Source organism: Microbacterium sp. CCNWLW41 (assembly GCF_037083505.1).
Map to the genome: position 1 here is coordinate 78,586 of NZ_JBAOJP010000016.1, position 22,366 is coordinate 100,951.

Annotated in this window: 17 protein-coding genes and 1 pseudogene; 12 read left to right on the top strand and 6 right to left on the bottom strand. The window is 72.5% G+C overall.

Annotated elements, in window-relative coordinates:
- Nucleotides 1-36: 36 nt before the first annotated feature.
- From V6R91_RS34940 to V6R91_RS34955, 4 genes are all read left to right on the top strand, one after another.
- Nucleotides 37-1,293, top strand: a complete 1,257-nt coding sequence (locus V6R91_RS34940; protein WP_336399175.1) for a galactose-1-phosphate uridylyltransferase — start codon at nt 37-39, stop codon at nt 1,291-1,293.
- Nucleotides 1,290-2,507 (top strand): galactokinase, encoded by a 1,218-nt coding sequence (gene galK / locus V6R91_RS34945; protein WP_336399151.1) that lies wholly within the window; start codon nt 1,290-1,292, stop codon nt 2,505-2,507. Before V6R91_RS34940 ends, galK begins: the two co-directional genes overlap by 4 nt.
- Nucleotides 2,508-2,583: 76 nt before the next feature.
- Complete coding sequence (galE, locus tag V6R91_RS34950; RefSeq protein WP_336399152.1) at nt 2,584-3,561, top strand: UDP-glucose 4-epimerase GalE; 978 nt, start codon at nt 2,584-2,586, stop codon at nt 3,559-3,561.
- Nucleotides 3,562-3,759: 198 nt separating this feature from the next.
- Nucleotides 3,760-4,305, top strand: a complete 546-nt coding sequence (locus V6R91_RS34955; protein WP_336399153.1) for a GNAT family N-acetyltransferase — start codon at nt 3,760-3,762, stop codon at nt 4,303-4,305.
- Between the two features lie 30 nt (nt 4,306-4,335).
- Here the strand turns inward: V6R91_RS34955 and V6R91_RS34960 are convergent, their stop codons facing one another.
- The gene (locus V6R91_RS34960) at nt 4,336-5,769 is read right to left on the bottom strand and encodes a gamma-aminobutyraldehyde dehydrogenase (protein ID WP_336399154.1); all 1,434 of its coding nucleotides are present in this window, start codon (nt 5,767-5,769) and stop codon (nt 4,336-4,338) included.
- Nucleotides 5,770-5,892: 123 nt separating this feature from the next.
- Here V6R91_RS34960 and V6R91_RS34965 point away from each other — a divergent pair, with 123 nt between their 5' ends.
- Genes V6R91_RS34965 through V6R91_RS34975 form a run of 3 tightly spaced genes read left to right on the top strand, consistent with a single transcriptional unit; the run spans nt 5,893 to nt 8,128 of the window.
- On the top strand, nt 5,893-6,360 hold the full coding sequence (locus V6R91_RS34965; protein WP_067247957.1) for an Lrp/AsnC family transcriptional regulator: 468 nt from the start codon (nt 5,893-5,895) through the stop codon (nt 6,358-6,360).
- Nucleotides 6,361-6,380: 20 nt separating this feature from the next.
- Nucleotides 6,381-7,784 (top strand): NAD(P)/FAD-dependent oxidoreductase, encoded by a 1,404-nt coding sequence (locus V6R91_RS34970; protein ID WP_336399155.1) that lies wholly within the window; start codon nt 6,381-6,383, stop codon nt 7,782-7,784.
- Nucleotides 7,781-8,128, top strand: a complete 348-nt coding sequence (locus V6R91_RS34975) for a cupin domain-containing protein (protein ID WP_336399156.1) — start codon at nt 7,781-7,783, stop codon at nt 8,126-8,128. Before V6R91_RS34970 ends, V6R91_RS34975 begins: the two co-directional genes overlap by 4 nt.
- 405 nt (nt 8,129-8,533) lie before the next feature.
- On the opposite strand, the gene V6R91_RS34980 is transcribed toward V6R91_RS34975, so the two are convergent.
- Nucleotides 8,534-10,192: a PucR family transcriptional regulator gene (locus tag V6R91_RS34980; RefSeq protein WP_336399157.1), complete on the bottom strand. Its 1,659-nt coding sequence runs from the start codon at nt 10,190-10,192 to the stop codon at nt 8,534-8,536.
- Nucleotides 10,193-10,613: 421 nt separating this feature from the next.
- Here V6R91_RS34980 and V6R91_RS34985 point away from each other — a divergent pair, with 421 nt between their 5' ends.
- Entirely contained in the window at nt 10,614-12,146 is a 1,533-nt protein-coding gene (locus V6R91_RS34985; RefSeq protein ID WP_442928217.1) for a CoA-acylating methylmalonate-semialdehyde dehydrogenase, read from the top strand.
- A gap of 11 nt (nt 12,147-12,157) precedes the next feature.
- Nucleotides 12,158-13,543, top strand: coding sequence for an aspartate aminotransferase family protein (locus tag V6R91_RS34990; RefSeq protein WP_336399158.1), 1,386 nt, complete (start codon nt 12,158-12,160; stop codon nt 13,541-13,543).
- A 236-nt stretch (nt 13,544-13,779) separates the two neighbouring features.
- Here V6R91_RS34990 and V6R91_RS34995 read toward each other — a convergent pair whose 3' ends face one another.
- A complete protein-coding gene (locus V6R91_RS34995; RefSeq protein ID WP_336399159.1) occupies nt 13,780-16,062 on the bottom strand; it encodes a glycoside hydrolase family 3 C-terminal domain-containing protein in 2,283 nt (760 codons plus the stop codon).
- Nucleotides 16,063-16,171: 109 nt separating this feature from the next.
- Here V6R91_RS34995 and V6R91_RS35000 point away from each other — a divergent pair, with 109 nt between their 5' ends.
- Nucleotides 16,172-16,870, top strand: coding sequence for a TetR/AcrR family transcriptional regulator (locus tag V6R91_RS35000; protein WP_336399160.1), 699 nt, complete (start codon nt 16,172-16,174; stop codon nt 16,868-16,870).
- Here V6R91_RS35000 and V6R91_RS35005 read toward each other — a convergent pair.
- Together V6R91_RS35005 and V6R91_RS35010 are read right to left on the bottom strand one after the other, a co-directional pair.
- Nucleotides 16,840-18,012: pseudogene (locus V6R91_RS35005) on the bottom strand (carboxylesterase family protein); the annotation flags it as partial. The gene V6R91_RS35000 and the pseudogene V6R91_RS35005 overlap by 31 nt on opposite strands.
- 88 nt (nt 18,013-18,100) lie before the next feature.
- On the bottom strand, nt 18,101-19,348 hold the full coding sequence (locus tag V6R91_RS35010; protein ID WP_271061854.1) for a sugar ABC transporter substrate-binding protein: 1,248 nt from the start codon (nt 19,346-19,348) through the stop codon (nt 18,101-18,103).
- Between the two features lie 236 nt (nt 19,349-19,584).
- Here V6R91_RS35010 and V6R91_RS35015 point away from each other — a divergent pair, with 236 nt between their 5' ends.
- Together V6R91_RS35015 and V6R91_RS35020 are read left to right on the top strand one after the other, a co-directional pair.
- Nucleotides 19,585-20,073, top strand: coding sequence for a YajQ family cyclic di-GMP-binding protein (locus tag V6R91_RS35015; protein ID WP_067249291.1), 489 nt, complete (start codon nt 19,585-19,587; stop codon nt 20,071-20,073).
- 545 nt (nt 20,074-20,618) lie between these two features.
- Nucleotides 20,619-21,272 carry a GntR family transcriptional regulator gene (locus V6R91_RS35020; protein ID WP_336399161.1) on the top strand — a complete coding sequence of 218 codons (654 nt, stop codon included), beginning with the start codon at nt 20,619-20,621 and terminating at the stop codon, nt 21,270-21,272.
- Nucleotides 21,273-21,287: 15 nt separating this feature from the next.
- Here V6R91_RS35020 and V6R91_RS35025 read toward each other — a convergent pair whose 3' ends face one another.
- Complete coding sequence (locus V6R91_RS35025) at nt 21,288-22,298, bottom strand: alpha/beta hydrolase (RefSeq protein WP_336399162.1); 1,011 nt, start codon at nt 22,296-22,298, stop codon at nt 21,288-21,290.
- Nucleotides 22,299-22,366: the final 68 nt, after the last annotated feature.

The window sequence follows — 22,366 nt, forward strand, 5'->3', positions numbered from 1 at the left end:
TTATCACGCCCTCCCGGCTACCGTGTTGACGTGAACATGGATCCCTCGTCCGGCGACGGCTCCCCGGACGGACCCGCGACGACCGCGGTCATCGAGCTCGGCGCCGGCGTGGTGCGGCGCGCAGCCCGGCTGGCCGATGGCCGGGAGCTGTTCTACTACGACGACGCCGACACGACGCTCGGGCCGGAGCGCGCCGTGGACGCGCGCACCCTGGATCCGCGGCCGGAGACGGCGACCATGCGGTACGACGTGCTGACCGGGGACTGGATCTCCGTCGCCGCCGCGCGGCAGAACCGCGCGTTCCTCCCGCCGAAGGAGCTCGACCCCCTCGCCCCGCAGGCACCCGGCAACCCGTCCGAGGTCCCCGCATGGTACGACGTCGCGGTCTTCGAGAACCGGTCGCCGTCCTTCGGCCCGGCGCTCCCGGGCCCCGAAGCGCCGCCGTTCGATCCCGATCCCTCCGGATTCGGCCACGCGCGCCCCTCCTACGGCCGGTGCGAGGTCGTGTGCTTCTCGCCCGAGCACGAGGGGTCGTTCGGCACCCTCACGCCCAGCCGCGCCCGCACCGTGATCGAGGCCTGGGCGGATCGCACGAGGGCGCTGTCCGCCCTCCCCGGCGTGGCCCAGGTCTTCCCGTTCGAGAACCGCGGGAAGGAGATCGGCGTCACCCTCCCGCATCCGCACGGCCAGATCTACGCCTATCCCACGGTTACGCCGCGCACCCGGCGGCTTCTGGATCGGATCTCCGCGCACGGCCCCGACCTGTTCGCCGACCTCCTGGAGTCCGAGCGCGAGGGCGGGCGGATCGTGATCGCGGGCACGCACTGGACCGCGTTCGTGCCGTTCGCCGCCCGATGGCCCGTCGAGGTCCACCTCCTCCCGCACCGTCACGTGCACGACCTCGCCGGTCTGTCGGAGGCCGAGAAGGACGAGCTCGCCCCGCTCTACCTGCGCCTCCTCCGCGGTGTCGACGCCCTGTACGGGTATCCGGGCGGCCCGGCGTCCGGCCCCGCGGGGAGCGCCGAGGCTCCCGCGACCCGTCCGACCCCGTACATCGCCGCGTGGCACCAGGCGCCGGTCGCCGGTGCCCCGGGCGCGCACGGCCGCGACGCGATCCGGCTCCGCCTGGAGCTGACCTCGCCGCGCCGCGCCGTCGACCGCCTCAAGTACCTCGCCGGCTCCGAGGCGGCGATGGGCGCCTGGATCGCCGACATCCCGCCCGAGACGGCCGCCGCGACCCTGCGCGACGCCATCGCCCGGGTCGGGGACGACCCCGTAAAGGACACCGCATGACCGCGTCGGATCCCGCCCCCTCCTCGGCGTTCGACGACGCCCGTGCGCTGTTCCGTGCTGTCACCGGCGGCGACCCCTCCGGCGTCTGGTCCGCGCCCGGGCGGGTGAACCTCATCGGCGAGCACACCGACTACAACGAGGGGTTCGTCCTGCCCTTCGCGATCCCGCAGCGCACGTACGCCGCGGCCCGCCGGCGCGACGACGGCAGGATCCGCGTCGCCTCGACGCTCGCCGACGAGCCCGTCGAGGTGGCCGTGGCGGACCTGGATCACCTCTTCCCCACCCCGGCCGGCCGCTCCCCCTCCGTCCCGGAGTGGGCGGCGTACCCGCTCGGCGTCGCCTGGGCGATCCGGGAGGCCGGCGGCGACGCCACGACGCCGGGCCTCGATCTCGTGTTCGCGTCCGACGTGCCGCTCGGGGCGGGACTGTCCTCCTCCGCCGCGATCGAGGGTGCGGCCGGATCGGCCGTCGACGCGCTGTGGGAGGGCGGACTGGATCCCGTCGCCCTCGCTCGCGCAGGCCGCCGGGCCGAGAACGAGGCGGTCGGCGCCCCGACGGGGATCATGGACCAGATGGCCTCCATGCTCGGCGTCGCCGACGCGGCCACGTTCCTCGACTGCCGCACGCTGGAGACGCGTTCGGTCCCGCTCGGATTCACCGCAGAGGGCCTGGCGGTGCTCGTGGTCGACACCCGGGTGACGCACGCGCACTCCACGGGCGGATACCGCGAGCGCCGGGCCTCCTGCGAGCGCGGCGCCGGGATCCTCGGCGTCCGCGCCCTGCGCGACGTCTCCGTCACAGACCTGGACCGCGCCGCCGCCGCGATGGACGACGTGACCTTCCGGCGGGTCCGCCACATCGTCACGGAGAACCAGCGCGTGCTCGACACCGTCGCCCTCCTCGACCGCACGACGCCCGGAGGCGACCCGCGCGCGATCGGGGAGCTGCTCCTGGCGTCGCACGCCTCCATGCGCGACGACTTCGAGATCTCCGTGCCGGAGCTGGACACCGCCGTGGAGACCGCCCGGGAGGCCGGCGCCGTCGGAGCGCGGATGACCGGCGGCGGCTTCGGCGGGGCGGCGATCGCCGTCGTGGACGCGGAGCGGATCGACGACGTCTCGTCCGCGATCCGTCGGGCCTTCCGCGACGCCGGCTTCGCCGCGCCGCACCTGTTCCCGGTGGCGCCGGCGGCGGGTCCTCGCCGCGACGCCTGAACCGGCCGCGCGTCACGGGCGGTCAGGCGGGTGGGGGAGAATGGCCACGCGCGATCCGCGCGACGGAAGGAGATCCATGTCCTGGCTTGTCACCGGCGGTGCCGGCTACATCGGAGCGCACGTCGTGCGCGCCCTGGCGGGGGCGGGTATGACGCCCGTGGTCCTCGACGACCTCTCCAGCGGCCAGGCGTCGTTCGTCCCCGGGGACGTGGCGTTCGTCGAGGGCAGCATCCTCGACCGCGACCTCGTCGAGCGCACGCTCCGCGAGCACGGGGTCACCGGGGTCATCCACGTCGCCGGGTTCAAGTACGCGGGCGTCTCCGTCCAGCGTCCGCTCCACACGTACAGCCAGAACGTCGAGGGCACGCGCGTGATCCTGGAGGCGATGGAGGCCGCGGGCGTGACCAACATGGTGTTCTCCTCCAGCGCCGCCGTGTTCGGGACGCCCGACGTCCCGCTCGTGGTCGAGGAGACCGAGAAGCGTCCCGCGAGCCCGTACGGCGAGTCCAAGCTCATCGGCGAGTGGCTGCTGCGCGACCAGGCCGTGGCCACTGCGAGCACGGACCGTCCCCTGCGGCACACGTCCCTGCGGTACTTCAACGTCGTGGGGTCCGCGGATCCGACCGTCTACGACGTCAGCCCGCACAACCTCTTCCCGATCGTGTTCGAGGCGCTGCTCGCCGGCAACACCCCCCGGATCAACGGGGACGACTACGACACCCCCGACGGCACCAACGTGCGCGACTACGTGCACGTCGGCGACATCGCGCTCGCGCACGTCGCCGCCGCGCAGCGTCTCGAGGCCGGGGAGCCGATCGAGGCGGCCTACAACCTCGGCTCCGGCGACGGGCTGTCCGTGCGCCAGATCATGGAGGCGATGGCCCGGGTGACCGGGATCGACTTCGTCCCCGAGATCGCCCCGCGCCGCCCGGGCGACCCGGATCGGATCGTCGCGACGGGCGAGCTCGCCGCGCGGGACCTGGACTGGCGGATGCGGCACTCGGTCGACGAGATGGTCCGTTCCGGCTGGGAGGCGCGGCGCAGCGCCGGCTGACCCGCCCCTACCGCCCCGCCCGCCCCTGTCCACGGCCCCCGGTCCTCGGTCCCGATCTGCACACCCGGTCCCGATCTGCACACGAATCGGCGACATCCGTGTGCAGATCGGGACGGAGTGTGCAGATCGGGACGCGGTGAGGGGCGCGGATCGGGACGCGGTGAGGCCGTAGGTCGCGCGGGCTCGTAGCATGGCGGGATGCTGATCCGTCCCGCCTTGGCCTCCGACGCCCCCGGCATCGCCGCCGTGCACGTGCGCTCCTGGCAGACCGCGTACCGGGGCCTGATGCCGCAGGAGGTGCTGGACGGGCTCTCCATCTCGCAACGCGAGGAGGGCTGGCGGCGGATCCTGCCCACCTCCGCCGACGAGACTCCGGCGCCCGCGTCGGAGTCCGCCGAGCCGCGCGCGCGCACGATCGTCGCGGACGACGACGGACGGATCGCGGGATGGGCCTCCTACGGGGATCCCCGCGAGGAGGCGCCTTCGGGGACGGGCGAGCTCTGGGGCATCTACGCCGATCCCGATCACTGGTCCCGCGGCGTCGGCCACGCACTGATCACCGCGGTCGAGGAGGCGTTCCGCGCCGACGGCCGCCGGCGCGCGTACCTCTGGGTGCTCGCCGGCAACGACCGCGCGGCGAACTTCTACGAACGGCACGGCTGGATCGAGGACGGCGGCACGAAGGTCGACGAGCGCCCGGGACTGGTCCTGCACGAGCGCCGCCGGGTGATCGCGCTCGCCTGATCCCGGACCCCCGAGGCCCGAGGGCGCGGCTCAGTCGAGGGCGCTCATCACGTGCTTGATGCGGGTGTAGTCGTCGAAGCCGTACTGCGAGAGGTCCTTCCCGTACCCCGAGTGCTTGAAGCCCCCGTGCGGCATGTCGGAGACGAACGGGATGTGGGTGTTGATCCACACGCAGCCGAAGTCCAGATCGCGCGAGAAGCGCAGCGACCGCGCGTGATCGCGCGTCCACACCGAGGCGGCCAGCGCGAACGGCACCCCGTTCGCGAGGGCCAGGGCCTCCTCCTCGGTCTCGAACGGCTGGACGGTGAGCACCGGCCCGAAGATCTCGCTCTGCACGGCCTCGTCGTCCTGGCGCAGCCCGGAGACGATCGTCGGTGCGAAGAAGTACCCCCGCTCGCCCTGGCGGTGCCCGCCGGTCTCGATCCGGGCGTGGGCGGGGAGCCGGTCCACCACGCCCTGCACCTGCGCGAGCTGCGCCGCGCTGTTGAGCGGCCCGAAGAACACGCCCTCCTCGTGCGGCCCGCCGGTCCGGGCATGCGATGCCGTGCGAGCGACGAGGGCCCGCACGAACTCGTCATGGATCGATGCGTGCACGAGCACACGGGTCGCCGCGGTGCAGTCCTGCCCGGCGTTGAAGAACGCCGCGGACACGATCCCCGCCGCCGTCTTGTCCAGTGCCGCGTCCGGGAACACGATCGCCGGAGCCTTGCCGCCGAGCTCCAGGTGCACGCGCTTGAGGTCCGCGGCGGCGGACTCCGCCACCGCCATCCCCGCCCGCACGGATCCGGTGATCGCCACCATCTGCGGCGTGGGGTGGGCGAGGAGCGCGGCGCCGGTCGCCCGGTCGCCGAGCACGACGTTCAGCGTCCCGGCCGGCGTGTGCTCCGCGACGATCTCCGCCAGCAGCAGCGTCGACAGCGGCGTGGTCTCGGCGGGCTTCAGCACGACCGTGTTGCCCGCCGCGAGCGCCGGGGCGATCTTCCACACGGCCATGTTGAGGGGGTAGTTCCAGGGCGTGACCTGCCCGATCACGCCGACGGGCTCACGGCGCACGTAGGACGTGTGCCCGGCGAGGTACTCTCCCGCGGCGCGCCCCTCCAGGCTCCGCGCAGCCCCGGCGAAGAATCGGAGCTGATCGACGGACTGGTCGATCTCGTCCGCCACCAGCGTCGCGCGAGGCTTGCCGGTGTCCTGGGACTCGAGGTCGGCGAACTCCTCGGCACGCGCCGCCATGGCGTCCGCGATGCGGAACAGGGCGAGCTGCCGGTCGGCGGGCGTCGTGTCGCGCCAGATCGAGAAGGCGTCCGCGGCCGCGGCGTACGCGGCGTCGACATCGGCCTGGTCGGAGACCGGCGTCTGCCCGTAGACCTCCTCGGTGGCCGGGTCGATGAGCTCCATCCGACCCGCCCCGTGGGCGGGGACGGAGCGGCCGGCGATGACGTTCTGCAGCAGACGGGTCGACATGGGCCCAGCCTAGGAGATCCACACGCACCCCGCAGCCCGATGATTCAACGGAATCCAGCTGTTTTCACCAAGACGACAACGGATTCAGTTGCAATCCGACACGGCTAGTGTCAGGATCGGGGCATGGACGACAAGCCACGGACTCCAGTGCTGGACGACATCTCGAAGCGGATCATCGAACTGCTCCAGGAGGACGGCCGTCGTCCCTACGCGGAGATCGGCCGGGCGGTCGGTCTCAGCGAGGCCGCCGCCCGCCAGCGCGTGCAACGGCTCGTCGAGGCCGGTGTCATGCAGATCGTAGCCGTCACGGATCCCCGTCAGCTCGGATTCTCCAGCATGGCCATGCTGGGCGTGCGGGTGAGCGGCGACCCGCGCGTGGTCGCCGAGGCGATCGCCGCGATCCCCGAGATCGCCTACGTCGTGGTGACGCTCGGGTCCTTCGACATCCTGGCCGAGGCGATCTGCGAGAGCGATGAGGACCTGCTGGACCTCATCGCCACGCGGGTCCGCGCGATCGAGGGGGTCTCCTCCACGGAGTCCTTCCTCTACGCCGGGCTGCACAAGGACCTCTACAACTGGGGCACCCGCTGAGGCGGGCCGCGGGGAGCACCATGGGAACCACCGTCTTCGAGCGCCGTCGTCCGGCGGACGCCGTGGTCGACGCGTCTCTCCAGGACACCGCCTTCGGGGTCTTCTGGCTCGACGACGTCGAACGCACCGAGCATCCTCCGCTGCGCGGCGCCGTCCGGGCGGCCCTCGCGATCGTCGGCGGAGGATACACGGGGCTGTGGACCGCGATCCGCGCGAAGGAACGGAACCCGGAGCGCCGCGTCGTCCTCCTGGAGGCCTCGCGCGTCGCCTGGGCCGCCTCGGGACGCAACGGCGGCTTCTGCGAGTCCAGCCTGACCCACGGCCACGAGAACGGCCTCAGCCGCTGGCCCGAGGAGATCGACCGCCTGGAGGAGCTAGGCCGGGAGAACCTCGATGCGATCGCCGCGACCGTGGAGCGCTACGGCATCCGCGCCGACTTCGAGCGGACCGGCCAGCTCGTCGTCGCCGTCGAGCCGCACCAGGTCGATGGGCTGCGGGAGGAGGACGGCTTCCTCGACGAGGACGCCGTCCGGGCCGAAGTGCACTCGGACACGTACCTCGCCGGGGCGTGGGATCGGGACGGCTGCGCCCTCGTGCACCCGGCGAAACTGGGCCTGGAGCTCGCCCGCGTCGCGACGCAGCTCGGGGTCGAGATCCACGAGCGCACGCTGGTCCGCGGGGTCGAGGGGGACGGATCCGGTCCCCTGACGCTCGTCACCGAGCACGGGAGCGTGCAGGCGGACGCCGTGGCGCTCGGGACCAACGTGTTCCCCTCGCTGCTCCGACGCAACCGGCTGATGACCGTGCCGGTCTACGACTACGTCCTGATGACCGAACCCCTGTCGAACGCGCAGCTCGCCTCGATCGGCTGGGAGAACCGCCAGGGCCTCGCCGACAGCGCCAACCAGTTCCACTACTACCGGCTCACGGCGGACGACCGGATCCTGTTCGGCGGCTACGACGCGATCTACCACTTCGGCGGCAAGGTGCGCCCGGAGTACGAGGACCGGATGGAGAGCCATCGTCGCCTCGCCGCGCACTTCTTCACGACGTTCCCGCAGCTCGAGGGCCTGCGGTTCACGCATCGCTGGGCCGGGGCCATCGACTCGTGCAGCCGGTTCTGCGCGTTCTTCGGCACCGCCCGCCGCGATCGGGTGGCCTACGCGACCGGATTCACCGGTCTGGGCGTCGGAGCGGCGCGGTTCGCGGCCGATGTGATGCTGGACCTGCTCTCGGGCGAGGTGACCGAGCGGACGGAGCTGCGGATGGTGCGGGAGAAGCCGATCCCGTTCCCGCCGGAGCCCGCCGCCGCGATCGGGATCAACCTCGTCCGCGCCGCGATGGACCGCGCGGATCATCGCGAGGGGCGACGGGGGCCGCTGTTGAAGACGCTGGACGCACTGGGAATGGGGTTCGACTCATGACGGAACTGGCACCGGGCACGGCCGCGGACGCGACGACGCTGCCGCTCGAGCACGCCGCGCTTCCCGCCGACGAGGTGATCGACGGCACGCCTACCGCTGCCGCCTCCGAGCTCTCGACGCTCGGCGGCGTGCGGATCGGCGTGTGGGAGATGACGCCCGGCACCGCGACCGACGTCGAGGCCGACGAGGTCTTCGTCGTGCTCTCGGGCCGCGCGCGGATCGCTTTCGAGGACCCGGAGCTGCCCGATCTCGAGGTGGGCCCGGGCTCCGTGGTCCGCCTGGGCGAGGGCCAGCGGACGGTGTGGACCGTGACCGAGACCCTCCGCAAGATCTACATCACCTGATCCGCCCGGCGCTGCACCGCCCGCAGCACCACCCTGCATCGCTCGCCGCGCGCGGCATCGCTCGCCGCGCGGCACCACTCGAGCGCGGCACCACTCCGGCGGAGATCCCTCGCCCCCGCGGACGCACCGCACCCCACCCACCGCCCGAACACGCGAACACCGCCACAACGCGAGAACACCGCCTGAGCCCGCGAACCCCGTCGCAGTGCCCGAACTCCGCCGCAGCGTGCGACAACACAGCGGAGGAGAAACCCCGCCCACGCGGACCCGCTCCCGCACGACAACCGCCCCAGCACGCGAGGACCGCCCGAGTGAGCGAGATCCGCGAGAGTGGGTGGCATCCGCGTGAGCGCGCGAGCACCGCCGAGGCAAGCCGGTGCGCGGCGCGCAGGGGATGGAGGGGCGTCAGGCGCCGTGGGCGAGGAGGGCGAGGTGGAGGGCGGCGAGGGTCTCACCGTCGTCGAGATCCGCGCCGAGGAGGTCGCCGATCAGTGCGAGGCGCTGATAGAACACCGACCGGGACAGATGCGACGCCGCGGCCGCCGCCGTCCGATTCGCGGGATGGGCGACCACGGCGGCGAGGACGCGCAGCAGATCCCCGCCGCTCGCCTCGTCATGCCGGATCAGCGGACCGAGCATCCGTGCGCTGTGCGCGCGCAGCCGGTCGTCGCCGCCGAGCTCGGCGGCGAGACGTGCGAGCGGACGGTCCCCGGCGCGGAGCACCTCTCCCGGGGCCGCACGCCGCGCCAGTCTCCGCACGAGCGACAGCGCCGTGCGCAGCTCGTCGACGGACGACGCCGGCTCGCTTACCGCGACGGACCCGAGTCCCGCCAGCATCCGATCCGACAGGCCCTGGCCCCGCGGGGCGGAGACGAGGAGGACACGTTCGGATCCGACCTGGCCGCTCAGAGTCGACGCCGACGGACCGAACCGGGTCGCGAGGGCGCCGGGCGCCCACGCCTCCGCGGCGCCCGGAACGCTCGTGCGCTCGGACGCGGTGGCGTCAACCCCCGGAACGAACGCGACGTCCGCGTCGCCCCCCGGAAGGAAGGCGGCGCTTGCAGCGCCTCCCGGAACCGACGCGGCGCCCGCGCCTGCGACGGATCCAGCGCTCGCCACCGCTCCCGCACCGGACGCGGCGCCCGCGGACGACACCGCCCCCGGCCCCTGGACCACCGCGAACAGAGACCGCCCCGCCACGGGGAAGCCGGACGCCGCGAGCCGGGTCTCGATGTCGGCGGTGACGACGAACCGCTCCGCCAGCAGGGCGCCCAGCAGCAGGTCGCCGCGCAGCCGCGCCCAGGCGTCGGACGGATCGGAGAGCCGGGACAGGGCGAGGGTCGTCGCCGCCTGTTCCAGCACCGTCGCCCGGCCGGCCGGATGCGGAGGGCCGGGAAGGGCGACGAGCTCGCCCCAGTGCGTCCCCCGCGCGGCGACGGGCACGCGCGTCCACGCCGCGTCCCGACGCCGCGACCGCTCGGTCCACCCGGCGAGCGCCTCGGCATCGGGAAGGTCGAACGCGTCGGCGACGACGACCTCGTGCGCGAGATCCTCCAGCACCACCGGCGCCCGCAGCGCCCTCGCGGTCTCGCGGACCACGACCTCCACAGCGGCCCCGCGAAGGCTCAGCCCGGTGAAGAGGTCGTGCAGGCGCTGCCGCTCTTCCAGCGCCTCGACCTGCCCGGCGATGATCCGGCGGTGCACGTCCTCGGTCACGGCGACGAACTTGACCTCGCGCTCCAGGGCCACCAACGCGAGGTCCCGCTCGCGACAGGCTGCGACGAGCGCGGGCGGGGCGACGGCGAATCGCGTGCCGAGCTCGAGCACGATCCCCGCGAGATCCGCGTCGGCCAGCGCGTGGACGAGCCCGGCGAGGGCCGCGTCCGTCCCGGCCCAGCCGGCGCCCGTGGTCAGCAGCAGCTCCCCGCCGTCCAGCAGGGCCGCGACGCGGTCGCTGTCGGAGACGTGGACCCAGCGGACCGGGACGTCGAGGTCACCCGCAAGCACCTCCGGGTGTGCGTCCCGGAGGGAGGGGACCGTCAGCGCCTCCGCGACGGTCAACACGGTGCGGCCGTCCCCCGCCGGTGACGGCGCCGTATCGGGCGCGCAGCGCAGAACCCGCTCCGGCGCGCTCGCGCGCGTGCATCCGATCCACCGACGCGCATCCTGCGTCGCGCGTGGGACGGGGCGACGGCTGCGCGGATCGACGCAGGGCCCGGATGCCGAACGGAACAAGGACCGACGGGCGCCCCGACAGCCCACGCCCCGACGGGCACCCCGACAGCCCGCGCCCCGACGGGGGCGCCCACGGCACGCGGCAGGACGGGACCGACCTCCGGACGTTCTGTCCGAATGTCGTCGAAGTCAGGACGATCTGCGGGCACTCCCCCATCCTGGTCCCTGTCAGCATGGGCACACAAGCGCACGAACGCAGCCGGGCAGATCGTCCGGCGATAGCCCCGAGACCCTTCTTCGAGGAGAACCCGTGACCCTGATCCGCCACTTCATCGACGGCGCCCTGACCGGCCCCGAGACGCCGGCCGGCGAGACGGCGCGCACCGGCCCGGTCTACAACCCGGCGACCGGCGAAGCGCATCGGGAGGTCGCGTTCGCGTCCTCCGCAGAGGTCGATCAGGCGATCGCCGCGGCCGCCGCCGCGCTCCCGGGCTGGCGCGCCACCAGCCTCATCAAGCGCGCCGATGTCTTCTTCCGGCTCCGGCAGATCCTGGCGGAGCGCACGCCGGAGCTCGCGGCGATCGTCACGAGCGAGCACGGCAAGGTGCTCTCGGACGCCGCCGGCGAGGTCTCCCGCGGGATCGAGAACGTCGAGTTCGCGGCCGGGCTCGTGCACCTGCTCAAGGGCGAGCGCGCCGAGCAGGTCGCGCGCGGGGTGGACGTGCACTCCGTCAAGCAGCCGGTCGGCGTCGTCGCGGCGATCACGCCGTTCAACTTCCCGGTGATGGTGCCGCTGTGGATGGTCGCCTCGGCCATCGCCTGCGGGAACACCGTGGTGCTCAAGCCGAGCGAGAAGGACCCCTCCGCCGCGATCTGGCTGGCCCAGGCCTTCCAGGAGGCCGGGCTTCCCGACGGCGTCCTGAACGTCGTGAACGGCGACAAGGTCGCCGTCGACGCCCTCCTCGACTCCCCCGTCGTCAAGGCGGTCAGCTTCGTGGGCTCGACCCCGATCGCCCGATCGATCTACGAGCGCGCCTCCGCCAGCGGCAAGCGCGTCCAGGCGCTCGGCGGGGCGAAGAACCACATGGTCGTCATGCCGGACGCGGACATCGACGCCGCCGCTGCCGCCGCCGTCTCGGCCGCCTACGGCTCCGCCGGCGAGCGCTGCATGGCCGTCTCGGTCCTGGTCGCGGTCGGCGACGTGGCCGAGCCGCTCATCGCCGCGATCACCGACAAGGTGCGCGATCTGCGCATCGGCGACGGCACGGATCCGGCGAGCGAGATGGGTCCGCTCATCACCCGCGAGCACCGCGACCGCGTGGAGTCCTACGTGACCGGCGCCGAGGCCGAAGGCGCGACGGTGCTCATCGACGGCACGGCGCAGGCGGACGGCCGGCGCATCGCCGCGGGGCGGCCCCTCCCGGAGAACGGCTTCTTCACCGGCATCAGCCTGATCGACAACGTCACGCCCGGGATGACGCTGTACGAGGACGAGATCTTCGGCCCGGTGCTCTCGGTCGTCCGCGTGGAGACCTATGCCGAGGCGGTGGAGCTCATCAACGACCACCCGTTCGGCAACGGCACCGCGATCTTCACGCGTGACGGCGGCACCGCCCGCCAGTTCGAGTTCGACATCGAGGTCGGCATGGTCGGCGTCAACGTGCCGATCCCGGTCCCGACCGGCGCGTTCTCGTTCGGCGGCTGGAAGAGCTCCCTGTTCGGCGATTCGCACATCTACGGTCCGGAGTCGATCCACTTCTACACCCGCTCGAAGGTCGTCACCACGCGCTGGCCCGACCACACCCCCGCACAGGTCGACCTCGGCTTCCCGAGCAACCACTGAGGATCCGGACGATGACCGACTACTCCGACCGCCACGGCGCCTCGCACCCCCTGCCGGACGCCGCCGCCGACGCACAGGTGCGCGCCGACGACCGTGCGCACGTCTTCCACTCGTGGAGCGCGCAGGCGCTCATCGATCCGCTCCCCGTCGCGGCGGGTGACGGCGCGACGTTCTGGGACTACGAGGGCAACGCCTACCTCGACTTCTCCAGCCAGCTGGTGAACCTCAACCTCGGCCATCAGCACCCGGACCTCGTCGCCGCGGTGCAGCGGCAGGCCGGGCGCCTGGCGACCATCCAGCCCTCGATGGCGAACGACGTGCGGGGCGAGCTCGCCCGCCTCATCGCCGGCGTCGCACCGGAGGGCATGGAGAAGGTGTTCTTCACCAACGGCGGTGCCGAGGCGAACGAGTACGCGGTGCGCATGGCGCGCCAGGTCACCGGCCGCCGCAAGGTGCTGTCGATGTACCGCAGCTACCACGGCTCGACGGCCACCGCGATCTCGCTCACCGGCGACCCGCGACGCTGGGCCAATGACGGCGGCGACAACGGCACCGTGCGCTTCTTCGGGCCCTACCTGTACCGCTCCGCCTTCCACTCGACGACCGTGGAGGAGGAGTCGCAGCGCGCGCTGGACCACCTCGAGCAGACGATCCTGCTCGAAGGGCCGGGCACGATCGCCGCGATCATCATCGAGACCGTGGTGGGCACGAACGGCGTGCTGATCCCGCCGCCGGGGTACCTCGACGGCGTGCGCGAGCTGTGCGACCGGCACGGCATCGTCTACATCGCCGACGAGGTGATGGTCGGATTCGGACGCCTCGGCGAGTGGTTCGGCATCGACGCCTTCGGCGCGAAGCCCGACCTCATCACCTTCGCCAAGGGCGTGAACTCGGGGTATGTGCCGCTCGGCGGCGTCGTCATCTCCGAGCGCATCGCGGAACACTTCGCGCGCACGCCGTTCCCCGGCGGGCTGACCTACTCCGGGCACCCTCTCGCCTGCGCCCCCGGTGTCGCCACGTTCGAGGTGTTCGAGCGCGACGGCATCCTCGAGCGCGTGCGGGACCTGGGCAGCCGGGTCGTGGAGCCGACCCTGCGCTCGTGGGCGGAGCGTCACCCGAGCGTGGGCGAGGTCCGGGGGCGGGGACTGTTCTGGGCTGTGGAACTGGTCCGGGATCGCGAGACCCGGGAGCCGCTCGTGCCGTTCAACGCCTCCGGCGCGGATGCTGCGCCGATGGGCGCGTTCGCCGCCGCGGCGAAGAAGGGCGGGGTCTGGCCGTTCGTGCACTTCCACCGCACCCACATCGCGCCGCCGCTGGTGATCTCCGAGGAGGAGCTGGTCCGCGGGCTCGCCGCGATCGACGACGCCCTTTCCGTCGCCGACGGCTACACCCGCTGACGACGCCGGTCACCGCGTTTCGACTCGTCGCTGCGCTCCTCGCTCAACGACCGAGAGAGGCACTACCGGTCGTTGAGCGAGCGCAGCGAGACGAAACGCGCTGACCTGGGGAGCACCGCGTTTCGACTCGTCGCTGCGCTCCTCGCTCAACGACCGAGAGAGGCACCGGTCGTTGAGCGAGCGCAGCGAGACGAAACGCGAAACAACGCGGGTCCGCCCCGCGGGACGAAACGCGGCTACTGCTGCGGGGCGTTCCCGAGGGCGAGGAGCTGCGCGACCTGCTCGCGGTCCACGCCCATCCCCGGGAATCCGGCCAGACGCCCGATCGGGAAGGACTGCATCATCTTCTCGATCGTGTCGTCGCCCATGACATCGGCGTCCATGGCCCCGCCGGCGCTCTCCCGCAGCGCGGCGAGCCGCTCCTGCACGATCGGCCCGACGACCGGATGCGCGAGCACCTCCGCGAGCGACGACTCCCCGGTGAGCGGCAGACGCACCTCGTCGCCGTCGATCTCGACGGCGACCGTGGAGCGGATGTCACGGCTGGACGCGGCCACGTCGATCCGGTACGTCCCGCCTTCCACGACGAAGCGGTCCACGCGCACGTCCCAGTACGCCAGGTCCTCGCGCCGGATGCGGAGCTCGACCTCGCGCGTCTCTCCCGCCGCCACGGCGACCGAAGCGAACGCCTTGAGCTCGCGGGGCGCCCGCTCGACGACCGACGACTCCGGAGCCGCGTACACCTGCACGACCTCGCGGCCGTCGCGGGCGCCCGTGTTCGTCACGGGGACGGTCACGACCACGTCTCCGGACGCGTCGACGCGGGCCGCCGCATCGCCGTACGAGAAGGTCGTGTACGACAGCCCGTGGCCGAAGGGGAAGGCCACGTCCATCCGGCGCGCGTCGTACCAGCGGTAGCCCACGAAGATCCCCTCGCCGTAGCGGACATGACCGAAGGATCCCGGGAAGCTCCCGAAGGCCGGGGTGTCCTCCAGGCGGTGCGGGATCGTCTCGGCGAGCCGGCCTGACGGGTTGACGTCGCCGAGCAGCACGTCGGCGGTGGCGGAGCCGCCGGCCTGGCCGAGGAGCCAGGCCTCGACGATCGCGGGGACGCGGTCGGCGAAGGGCAGGGCGACCACCGAGCCGTTGGACAGCACGACGACGGTGCGCGGGTTCGCGGCGACCACCGCATCCAGGAGGGCGAGCTGGTGCGGGGCGAGGTCGATGTGCTCGCGGTCGAACCCCTCGGACTCCTCGGGATCCGTGAGGCCGAGGAACACGACGGCGACGTCGCGGGATCCGGCGAGGGCGACGGCCTCCTCGCGGAGCCGGTCCTGCTCGGCGGCGTCGGTGCGCGGGTCGAAGGCGAACCCGGGAGCGAAGGCGACCCGGTCGCCGGCCGCCTCGGTGAGCGCGTCGAGCGCCGTGTCGATGCGGGTCGGGTTGATGTGCGAGGACCCGCCGCCCTGGTATCGCGGTGTGCGCGCGAACTCCCCGATGAGGGCGATCGAGGCCTCGGGGGCGAGCGGGAGGAGCGGCGCGCCGTCGACGGCGTCGTTCTTCAGGAGCACGATGGAGCGTCCCGCCACCTCACGCGCCAGCGCGTGGTGGGCGTCGACGTCGAGGGGCCCGGCCACGGCGGGGCGCGCCAGCGCCTTGTCCACGAGGTCGAGGATCCGGCCCGCCGCGGTGTCGAGCACGGCGGCGTCGATGTCGCCGGCCTCGACGGCCGCGGCCACCTGGCGGTCGGTGGTGCCGTCGCTGAACGGCATCTCCAGGTCCAGGCCCGCCGCGAGCGCGGCCACGCGGTCGTTCACCGCGCCCCAGTCGGAGACGACCAGGCCCTCGAACCCCCACTCGTCCCGCAGCACCTCGGTCAGCAGCCACGGGTCCTCGGAGGCGTAGACGCCGTTGATCCGGTTGTACGAGCACATCACCGTCCACGGCTGGGCGTCCTTGACGACGCGCTCGAAGCCGCGCAGGTAGATCTCGCGGAGGGGGCGCGGATCCACGTCGCTCGACGAGCGCATCCGGTCGTTCTCCTGGTTGTTCGCCGCGAAGTGCTTGAGCGAGGAGCCGACCCCCTGCGATTGGATGCCTGTGACCAGCCCTGCGCCGATGACCCCGGCGACCAGCGGGTCCTCGGACACGTACTCGAAGTTGCGCCCGCACAGCGGCGAGCGCTTGATGTTGATCCCGGGGCCGAGGATGACGGCGACGTCCTCGATCGCGGACTCGACTCCGAGGGCGACGCCGACGCGCTCGGCCAGCTCGGGGTCGAAGCTGGAGCCGAGGCCGACCGCGGGCGGGAAGCAGGTGGCGGGCACGCTGTCGTTGAGCCCCAGGTGGTCGTTGTCCGCGGCCTGCTTGCGCAGCCCGTGCGGGCCGTCGGTGACCATGATCGACGGGACGCCGATCCGCTCGATGGGCTTCAGGGTCCAGAAGTCGGCGCCGCTGGTCAGCGAGGCCTTCTCCTCGGTGGTGAGCTCGCCGAGACGATCGCGGGTGGCTTCGGACATGTCGACTCCTTCGTGAACGGGTGGCTCCACCCAACCAGTCCGCACCCCAAAAAGCAAGCATCGCTCGGTTTTCATTCCGGTGGCGCGCCCCGGCCGATAGTCTCGGGGGATGGCTCGGCGAGGTGCGTACGCGAAGGGGATCGCGAAGCGGGAGGAGATCCTGCGCGCCGCCCTCGCCGTGGTCGCGCGCGAGGGGTACCACGGCGCCTCGGTGAAGGAGCTCGCCGACGAGGTCGGGCTGAGCCAGGCGGGACTCCTGCACTACTTCGACAGCAAGGACGACCTCTTCGTCGAGATCCTCCGGGCCCGGGACGCGCTCGACGCCGCCGAGCGCGTCGGCGCGCTGCGGGGCGAGCTCGACGAGCTGCGCGCCGCCTACCTCGACCTCGTGCGCCACAACGCGCAGGTGCCCGGGCTCGTGGAGCTGTTCACGCGGCTCTCCGCCGACGCCGCCGATCCCGCCCATCCTTCCCGCGCATTCTTCGCCGAGCGCGGACGAGCCGTGCGCGCCTCCTGGGCGGACACGGTCGCCCGGGCCCAGGCCGCCGGGCGGGCGCCGACCCATCTCGACCCGGAGGTCCTCGCGCGCCTCCTCCAGGCCGTGTCCGACGGCGCCCAGATGCAGTGGCTCGTCGAGCCGGACACGGACATGGCCGCGCTCGTGGACGCGTTCTTCACGCTCCTGGATCCGTCGGGCGGATCCGTCGACGGCGCGTCGTCCGCGGGCGGCGCCCCCGGCCCCCACGCGCAGGACACGCACGCCCAGAACGCGCGGGATCAGCCCAGCAGCGGCCGCACCGAGGCGTAGGCGTCCGGCTCGTCCCGCGAGGGCGTGTCGAACACGCGCGCGATCCGCTGCCCGGGGTCGTGGCGCGGCCACCCGGGATCCTCGGCGACGAGGAACGCCACGGCGGCGGCGTGAACCTCGTCCGCGAGCTCCTGCGGCGGGTTCGGGCCGGCGAGCGGCTCCATCGCCGGGCCGTCCAGGGCGTCGAAGAAGAACGGCACGTCGAGGCAGTGCTCCGCGAATCCGAAGTGCCCCGACGGCCAGGAGAACCGGTAGACCCAGGTGGGCGCGGAGCCGCGGTCGGCGGCGGTCCGCACGACCGCCGTCCGGAACATCCGGTCGGTCAGCACCCGCCCGGCCAGCCGCGCGGCCCCCTTCGCCGCCACGTCGGCATTGGCCGCGAGGTAGGCCTTCTGCGCGGCCTTCGGGACGCCGAGACGTCCGAGCAGCACGCTCTTCGGGATCCACCGCAGGGCGGCCGGGGCGTCGGCCATCGCCATCGTGAACTCGTCGTCCGTGGCGCCGAGGACGAGGGGCTTGTCGGCGCCGATGCCGGCGCGCAAGGATTCCGGGGTGGGCCGGAGGAGCAGGTCTCCGTCGACGGTCGGGCCCAGCGGAAGCCCCTCCTCCACGATCGTGCCCAGGGCGTCGGGGCCGAGCTCGGTCGCGGCCTTCTGCAGGGCGAGGATCCGCTCCTCGCTCAACGACGACCATCCGGCCCGCGTCGGCGCGACGCCCGCCTGCGCGGCGAGCGCCCGCCCGAACGTCTCGGACCGCTCGGCGCTCACGTCCGCGAGCGCCCCGGAGATCGCGTACGCGCCGGCGAACAGATGCTGCGCGCACTCCATCCCGAGCAGGGTGAGCACCGCGCCCCCACCGGCGGACTGGCCGGCGATGGTGACCCGAGCCGGATCGCCGCCGAACGCCGCGATGTTCTCCTGCACCCATTCGAGGGCGAGGAGCCAGTCCCGCACGCCGCGGTTGGACGGGGCGTCCTCGATCCACCCGAAGCCGTCGAAGCCGAGCCGATAGGAGATCGTCACCGTGACGACGCCGTCGCGGTTGAACGCCCGCCCGTCGTACCAGGGGCTCGCCGGGGAGCCGGCGAAGTAGCCGCCGCCGTGGATCCACACGAGCACCGGCAGCCCCCGCCCGTCCTCCTCCTCCCGTCGAGGGGGGGGGGGGGGGGGGGGGGGGGGGGGGGGGGCCCCCGCCCCCCCCCCCCCCCCCCCCCCCCCCCCCCCGCGCCGGTCAGCCGAGCTTCGCCTGGATGTCGGCGGTCATCTTGGCCCAGGTCGCCGCGGGGTCCTCGCCCTTGATGACGGCGGCCTCGGTCACGCCCCAGAACTCCCAGACGGCGCCCATCTCGGGGATCGACGGCATCGGGACGCCGTCCTTGCCGACGGCGCCGAAGCCCGCGACGATCGGGTCGGCCGAGGCCTTCTCGAACGCGCTGGTCAGCGCGGGGGCGCGGTCACCGGCCTCGAACAGGGCGGTCTGCACGTCCTCGGTGGCCAGGTAGTTCGTGAGGAACTCGTTGGCGATCAGCGTGTTCTCGGACTTCGCGTTGACGTAGAAGCCCTGGACGCCGACGAAGGGGCGGGCGGGCTGTCCGCCCGCGGAGGGGATCGGGTCCACGGCGATGTTGATGCCCTTGGCCTGCGCGTCGGCGACGTTCCAGGGACCGGTGAGGATGAACGGGGACTTGCCGGAGTTGAAGGCCTCCTTCGACAGGTCCTGGGTGAGGTTCAGGTTGATCGTGCCGGCCTTGCCCTGCTCGCCGAGCCAGGTCGCGAAGGCGACGCCGGTCTCGTCGCCGACCGTCAGCTTCGAGCCGTCGTAGCTGCCGTCCGCGTTCTGCGCGAACACGGAGTTCCCGAACGAGGTCTGGAACGGGTACAGGTGGTACGGGTCGGCGTTGGCCGGGTCGAGGCCGACCACGAACGGGTACTGCACGCCCGCCGCGGTGCCCTTGGCGATCATGTCGTCGAAGCTCGTGGGCGCCTCGGGCACCAGGTCCGCGTTGCGCATCAGCGCGATGTTCTCGATCGCGTACGGCAGGCCGTAGACCTTGCCGTCGTCCGTGAACGCGGACACGGCGACGGGCTGGAACTCCGCGGCCTTGTCGCCGAGGTCCACGGGGGCGACCAGGCCGTTCTGGACGAAGCCGCCGAGCCAGTCGTGGGCGCCGACAGTGATGTCCGGCCCCTTCCCGGTCGGGACCTGCGCGGCGAACTCCTCCTGGATCTTGCTGAAGTCCTTGGTGACGAGCTTGACGGCGACGCCCTTGTCCTCCTCGAAAGCCGCGGCGACGTCCTTGAGCGCCGTGGCGCGGTTCGCGTCGACCCAGATCGTGAGCGTTCCTGCGGCGCCGGCGCCGTCGGATCCGTCGTCCCCGCCGGAACCGGACTCCGCGTTCCCGCCGCAGCCGGTCAGGGCGACGGCTCCGGCCACGAGGAGGGCGCCGAGCCCCAGAGCGCTCTTGGTGTTCACCTTCATCGGTGTGCCTCTCTGCTGTGTGTGAGGAGCCCGGACCGGTTCGGTCGGCCCCATCGCCTGATTGCAAGCGTTTACAGTATGACCTCGCACCGCCCGGATTGCAACGGAGACGACGCCGAGAATGACGTGAAAGCGTTTCCAGATGCTCGGCGATGGCGTCGCCGGCCCGGCGACGACCGCACCCGGCGTCCGGGCGCCCGGGTGACCCGATCGGAGCGGCTCGATACACTGACGGCATGGCTGACTCTTCGTTCGACATCGTTTCCAAGGTGGATCACCAGGAGGCCGACAACGCGCTGAACCAGGCCCGTAAAGAGATCGAGCAGCGCTACGACTTCAAGAACACGGGCGCCTCGATCGCCTGGAGCGGCGAGCAGATCGTCATCACTGCGAACGCCGAGGAGCGCGCCAAGGCCGTGCTCGACGTGTTCCAGTCGAAGCTCATCAAGCGCGGCATCTCGCTGAAGAGCCTCGACTCCGGCGACCCCGTCGCCAGCGGCAAGGAGTACCGCATCGTCTCGTCGCTCAAGGACGGCATCTCCTCGGAGAACGCGAAGAAGATCGGCAAGATCATCCGCGACGAGGGCCCGAAGTCCGTCAAGTCGCAGATCCAGGGTGACGAGCTGCGCGTGCAGTCCAAGAGCCGCGACGACCTCCAGGCCGTGATCGCACTGCTCAAGGGCGCCGACCTCGACATCGACCTGCAGTTCATCAACTACCGGTGACCGGCGACGCCGACCGGACGACGGCGAGCGCCAAGCTTCGATACTGATATACAGGGCCGGATCGCCAAGACTGGGAAGGTCACGCCCTCCCGTGTGACACCGTGCGACGGGGCCGACCCCCTCCGCCGACGATCAGATCGTCGCCGTGGTGGGGAACACGGCGGACGGATGGATCGGCCCCCGTCGCACCCCTCCTCCGTCAGGCCCCTGCCCCGTCGGACGTTCCGCACGTGTCGCACTCTCACCCTCACGCCGAGACCCCCTTTCGTCGCCGAGACCCCCTCCCACGTGCGCTCGTAGGAGGGGGTCTCGGCGTGGAGAGAGGGTTTCGACGGCGGGTGACCCGGCTGAGACGGGATGAGGCGGGGACGCGACGAGGTAGGCCGGGATGCACCCGGAGCGGGACGGCGCGCCGACGGGTGCATCCGGAGCCGCCGACGCGCCGACCGGATAGACGATCGTTTGGATCTGCGGGATATCCGTGATGTGATTGTGCGCCTGAGCACGTGATCGTGGGGACACGTGCGTCTGGGGGTTCAGTATCCATGGAAATCGCAGAACCGAAGACCGCGATGACGCCGATCTCCGTCGGGGTGGAGAAGCAGCTGCTCGCGGAGGAGCTGTTCCAACGCATCGGAGAGACCATCATCGACGGCACCCTGGAGCCCGGCCAGAGGATCCGCGACGCGGATCTCGCCGCGCAGTACAGCGTGTCGCGCATGCCGGTGCGTGAGGCGCTGCAGCGGCTGGAACGGCTCGGGCTCGTGGAGATGCGGCCGAGCCGCTTCACCCGGGTCACCGAGGTGGACGACCAGACCGTGGCGCAGTCGCTCGAGTTCGCCGGGTACCAGGCCGGCGTGCTGACGCGGATGGCCGTGCTCCGGATGAGCGATGCGCAGCGCGCGTCGGCTGCGGCCCTCGCCGAGAGCGTCGCCGACGCGCTCGTCGAGCGGTCGGACGTCGTCGCGGCGCGCTGGGCGCTGTTCGGGTATCTCGCCGACCACTGCGGCAACCCGCTGCACACGATGCTCCTGTCGGAGACCGGGATGGTCCTGACGCGCAACCTGCGCGGGTGGTCCCTGGGCGACGACGGGCGTGCACAGGTCGCGGACGGCTACCGGCGCTACGCGGAAGCCATCCGCATCGGGGACGCGGACGGGGCGGAGCGGCAGGCCCGCACCGTCCACCTCGTGGACTGACGGAGCCCGATCGCGTCATCCGGTCCGCGAGGCGACCGCCCAGCCGCGCGACCAGCGGTCGAGCCGCGCATAGGCCTCCTCCCGCGCCTCGTGACGCGAGAGGAAGACGTCGTGGAGCGCACCGTCGATCCGCTCGATCGTCACGGACGGCCCCAGCTTGAGCGCGGCGCGGGCCACGTCGTCCACGCCGAGCACGCTGTCGGCGCGGGTCAGCTCGTCCGACCACGCCGTGGGCACGGCCGAGCGCTTCGACAGCAGCACGCACACCGGGACCGGGATGTCGATCCCGGCCGCGATCGTCGCGTGCCCGGCGAGGATCGCGTTGAGCCATCCGGCGTGCACGGCCATGGTCTGCTCCGGGCGCCACTGCAGATTCACGTCGACCGGGTCCGCGGGGTCCGCGACCTCGTGCTGCGCCCGGGTGTAGAAGCCGAGATCCACCTGCGGCGCCCGCTCGAACGGGCGGTAGCGCGCCTGCCAGCCCACGAGCGGCGCGATCGTCTCGCGCGTGAACCGCGGAAGCTGGAACTCCAGCCAGGGACTGTTCAGGATCACGCCGTCCGCTCGTCCGGGGTTCCGCGCGGCCCAGAGGCTGAGGATCAAGCCGCCGGTGGAATGTCCCAGGAGCACGAGTCGTCGCGGGTGCGCGGGCTCCTCCTCGTCCCGCGCGGCGAGGGCGGCGGCGATGTCGGCGTCGTAGGCGGAGAGGTCGGCGATGTAGCCGGGGGTCTGGCCGTCGCGGAGGCTGCGGCCATACTTGCGCAGGTCCAGCGCGAAGAAGCGCGCGCCGCGCGCGGTCCAGAACCGGGCAAGCCGCTTCTGGAAGAAGTAGTCGGACCAGCCGTGGACGTACAGCACGTCCGTGTCCGCAAGGGGGCGGCGGTCGCCGAAGAGCCGCTGCCGGATGCTGTGCTCGGGGAGCGCGCGCACGAGCGTCGCCACGACGGGGCCCTCCTCGTCCTCGCCGAGCGGCAGCGTGCGCTGCTGGAACTCGTCCCCGAGGACGTCGGTCACCCACTGCGTCACCCGGCCAGGCTACCGCCGGCGACCGCCCCGGTCGTCGAGCGAGCGCAGCGAGACGAAACGCCCACCCG

Coding starts and splice junctions, on each gene's coding strand:
- V6R91_RS34940 (WP_336399175.1), top strand. CDS start 37: ATGGATCCCTCGTCCGGCGACGGCTCCCCGGACGGACCCGCGACGACC.
- galK (WP_336399151.1), top strand. CDS start 1,290: ATGACCGCGTCGGATCCCGCCCCCTCCTCGGCGTTCGACGACGCCCGT.
- galE (WP_336399152.1), top strand. CDS start 2,584: ATGTCCTGGCTTGTCACCGGCGGTGCCGGCTACATCGGAGCGCACGTC.
- V6R91_RS34955 (WP_336399153.1), top strand. CDS start 3,760: ATGCTGATCCGTCCCGCCTTGGCCTCCGACGCCCCCGGCATCGCCGCC.
- V6R91_RS34960 (WP_336399154.1), bottom strand. CDS start 5,769: ATGTCGACCCGTCTGCTGCAGAACGTCATCGCCGGCCGCTCCGTCCCC.
- V6R91_RS34965 (WP_067247957.1), top strand. CDS start 5,893: ATGGACGACAAGCCACGGACTCCAGTGCTGGACGACATCTCGAAGCGG.
- V6R91_RS34970 (WP_336399155.1), top strand. CDS start 6,381: ATGGGAACCACCGTCTTCGAGCGCCGTCGTCCGGCGGACGCCGTGGTC.
- V6R91_RS34975 (WP_336399156.1), top strand. CDS start 7,781: ATGACGGAACTGGCACCGGGCACGGCCGCGGACGCGACGACGCTGCCG.
- V6R91_RS34990 (WP_336399158.1), top strand. CDS start 12,158: ATGACCGACTACTCCGACCGCCACGGCGCCTCGCACCCCCTGCCGGAC.
- V6R91_RS34995 (WP_336399159.1), bottom strand. CDS start 16,062: ATGTCCGAAGCCACCCGCGATCGTCTCGGCGAGCTCACCACCGAGGAG.
- V6R91_RS35000 (WP_336399160.1), top strand. CDS start 16,172: ATGGCTCGGCGAGGTGCGTACGCGAAGGGGATCGCGAAGCGGGAGGAG.
- V6R91_RS35010 (WP_271061854.1), bottom strand. CDS start 19,348: ATGAAGGTGAACACCAAGAGCGCTCTGGGGCTCGGCGCCCTCCTCGTG.
- V6R91_RS35015 (WP_067249291.1), top strand. CDS start 19,585: ATGGCTGACTCTTCGTTCGACATCGTTTCCAAGGTGGATCACCAGGAG.
- V6R91_RS35020 (WP_336399161.1), top strand. CDS start 20,619: ATGGAAATCGCAGAACCGAAGACCGCGATGACGCCGATCTCCGTCGGG.